This window comes from Acidobacteriota bacterium (genome assembly GCA_028874215.1).
Classification (GTDB): Bacteria; Acidobacteriota; UBA6911; order RPQK01; family JAJDTT01; genus JAJDTT01.
Genome location: JAPPLF010000084.1, coordinates 1 through 3,108 on the forward strand (window position 1 = coordinate 1; position 3,108 = coordinate 3,108).

Sequence of the window (3,108 nt, forward strand, 5' to 3'; positions counted from 1 at the left end):
TGCACGCCTCCAGGTGGCCGGAGAAATGATCGCACATGTGGCTGTCCGGGCTGGTGATCACGATCCCCTCTTCCGAACTCAGGGCGCGCATGACCTCGCCCAGTGTTATGCTTCGCGGTTCCCTGGCCAGCGCGTAACCTCCCCGGATCCCCCGCACGCTACGGACGAGTTCCGCCCGCCGGAGGATCATCAGCAGCTTGGATACGTAGTCCAGGGAAATGCCCTCCGACTCTGCAATCTGCCGTCCCGTAACCGGGTCGCGGGAATGGTATCGCGCCAGCTGCAGAATGCACCGGAGTCCGTATTCTTCCTGGGCGGTCACTTTCATGATCGAGTCTCCTTCATTGGCCAGAATGCTATGTAAATATAGCAAACCTGACTTTTATGTCAAGTATTAAATCCGGTGCGTATCGAAGCGGTTGTCGCGTGCGGATTCGCCCGTGCTGAACCGGGCCGTGCGCTCAAGACGCGGGCCGCTCAACTTCCCAGGCGTTCAAGTCGCGGGCCGCTCACAGCCCCCGGGGCGCTCAAGACCGGACGCCGCCCGCTCAAAGCCTTGGGCGCTCAAGACCTGACTCCGCCGTTTCCCGTGCGATCTACTTGACATCGAAGGCGGCCGGCGTTACCGTCGTCCCGTATCCGCTTTGCCGAAATCGCTTTACCGATCGAACGCTCAAACGAAGGAAGCGAACCATCCATGTCCGAAAAAATCGATGTACGTCTGCTCCCCGGCACCCGAACCGTCGACGCGGTGGCGGGCCAGGGTTATTTTCCGGTCATTGCTCGCCTTGGCGGCAGCGAACTGCTCATGGCCTACCGCGGCGGCGCCGCGCACATGGGCCTGGGCGGACGGTTGGACGTGGGACGCTCCACAGACGGAGGGCTGACCTGGTCCGCGCCGGTGACGGTGGCCGACAGCGAACGAGACGACCGCAACCCCGCACTCGGCATGGCGCCGGACGGTACGCTCGTGCTCGCCTACCACTGGCAGGGCTCCTATGACGAAGAAGGCGCCTGGAAACCTGAAATGGGCAGGGCCGATACCCGAGTCGTATTCTCCACGGACGGCGGCCGGGCCTGGACCGGCGACAAGCTCATCGATTACACCCCGATCAACGGGGCCTCTCCCTTCGGCAAGATCTTCACCGTCGCCGGCGTCATGCACATGCTGATCTACGGCGGTTCGCCGTGTTGCGAGCCCGGGGAGGGCACGGTTCGGGTCGGCCCCGCGACGACACCGACGTACATACTCCGGTCGACGGACAACGGCCGTTCATGGGGAGATCCGGCCCTGGTGGCGCTGGGGCTGAACGAATCGGACGTGGCCATCCTTCCCGATGGCCGGTGGCTGTTTGTCGCCCGCTCGGAGGAACGGGCGGAGCAGGCCCTGTATTCCTGCGTTTCGGAGGACGGCGGGTACAACTGGCGCGGGATCGGCCGGGTCACGGACGCAAAGGAACATCCCCCGGATCTCACCTTGCTGTCCAACGGCTGGCTGCTGCTCGTCTTCGGGCGCCGGCATCCGCCCTTCGGCGTGGAGGGCCTGATCAGCCGGGACGGCGGGACGACCTGGGATGCACGGCGGCTGGTACTTGACGATTCCCTGCCCGGCGGCGACATCGGCTATCCCTCCACCGCCCGCCTCGATGACGGAAGGCTGGTCACCGCCTACTACACGGCGGGGACACCGGACCGGCAGTGGGAGATGTTCCGCGCCGCGGACGTCGCTTGCAGAGTCGTGTCTTACGATGAATCCAGCCTGATTCACTACTGTAACAAAAACGCCTAACAACCTGTCCTGTAATGGGTTATAGGTCAGGAGATTCGTGTGGAAGTCCTTGATTCCGGCTCGGTCTGCGACGGCCATCCAATCCCCGACCACCGCAGGAACTGCGCCTTCACCACCATCAATCGGCTGCAGGACGGCACGATACTCGTCTCGGGCCGCTGGGGCTCCGAACGCGACTCGGTGGACGGGCACGCCTGTATCTGGGCATCCACGGACTGCGGACATACCTGGGCACTTCGCTACGACGGATTCGGCAAGGGGTCCTGGGAGGGTACGCCTGGCGAAATGAAGGGGCTGACCAGTACGGAACTGGTTCCGGGCAGACTCACGGCCACGGCCCTGTGGGTCGACCGTTCCGATCCGGGTCTTCCCTTCATTCACCCGGTAACGCAGGGCCTGCTGCCCATGCGCATCCTGCACGTCGAATCGGAGGACGGCGGCTGCACCTGGAGCCCGCCGCGACGCATGGACACGTCGCCCCACCTCGCCGCTTCACCCTGTTCTCATGCCGTCATCCCGTTGCCCGGCGGCGTCCTGGCACAGCCTTACGAGCAATGGAAGGAATACGAGGATCCGACTCCCGGCCGGCCCGCGGCGCGGCTGCGCTTCTCCCGTGACGGCGGGCGGACCTGGCCGGAGTTCGTCACTGTGGCCCGCCATCCGGACAACGCGCTGGCCTACTGGGACCAGCGGCTGGCCATCCACCCCGGTGACGGGCGCCTTGTCGCCACATTCTGGACTCACGATTTCGAGGCGGGGTCGGATATCGATATTCATATCGCCTATGGAACCCCGGACGGCCGGTCGTGGACCATCCCACGGGGTACCGGCCTGCCCGGCCAGCACTGCCAGCCCCTGTCCCTGGGCGGCGACCGGCTGCTGGCCGCCTATCCGCGGCGGCGGGATCCGCCCGGCATCGTACTTTCCGTCAGCGAGGATTTCGGGGAGCACTGGGAACGCGAGCGGGATCTCCTGGTCTACGACAGCACCACCGGCACCGAATCCGGCGCCGGCGGCGGGCGAACCCAGTCGGAACTGTGGAGCGACATGGAACGCTGGCGTTTCGGCCATCCCCGGATGGTAAGGTTACCAGGCAACGAGGTGTTCGTCGTCTACTACGCCGGCGATGATGCCGCGAAGACCGCACGGTGGGCGCGGGTGCGCGTTTAGCCGGATTCAGCCCCGCACGTCCCGCCACGGCCGGGCCATGATCTCCTCGAAACCTGCCGGATCGATGTCCACACCGAGCCCCGGCCCCCGGGGCACCGCCACGCAACCGTCCTCGTCCAGCACGAAAGGCTCGGCGAAGTAGCCCTTGC

At 65.4% G+C, this 3,108-nt stretch carries 3 protein-coding genes; 2 read left to right on the forward strand and 1 reads right to left on the reverse strand.

What is annotated here, in order from left to right; genetic code table 11:
- A partial coding sequence (locus OXT71_16920) for an Rrf2 family transcriptional regulator (GenBank protein ID MDE2928079.1) occupies nucleotides 1-328 on the reverse strand: 328 nt, incomplete at its 3' end.
- Nucleotides 329-697: 369 nt separating this feature from the next.
- Between OXT71_16920 and OXT71_16925 the strand changes: the two genes are divergently transcribed.
- Both OXT71_16925 and OXT71_16930 read left to right on the forward strand, forming a co-directional pair.
- Nucleotides 698-1,789: a sialidase family protein gene (locus tag OXT71_16925; GenBank protein ID MDE2928080.1), complete on the forward strand. Its 1,092-nt coding sequence runs from the start codon at nucleotides 698-700 to the stop codon at nucleotides 1,787-1,789.
- Between the two features lie 39 nt (nucleotides 1,790-1,828).
- The gene (locus tag OXT71_16930; GenBank protein MDE2928081.1) at nucleotides 1,829-2,959 is read left to right on the forward strand and encodes an exo-alpha-sialidase; all 1,131 of its coding nucleotides are present in this window, start codon (nucleotides 1,829-1,831) and stop codon (nucleotides 2,957-2,959) included.
- Nucleotides 2,960-3,108: the final 149 nt, after the last annotated feature.

Coding starts and splice junctions, on each gene's coding strand:
- OXT71_16925 (MDE2928080.1), top strand. CDS start 698: ATGTCCGAAAAAATCGATGTACGTCTGCTCCCCGGCACCCGAACCGTC.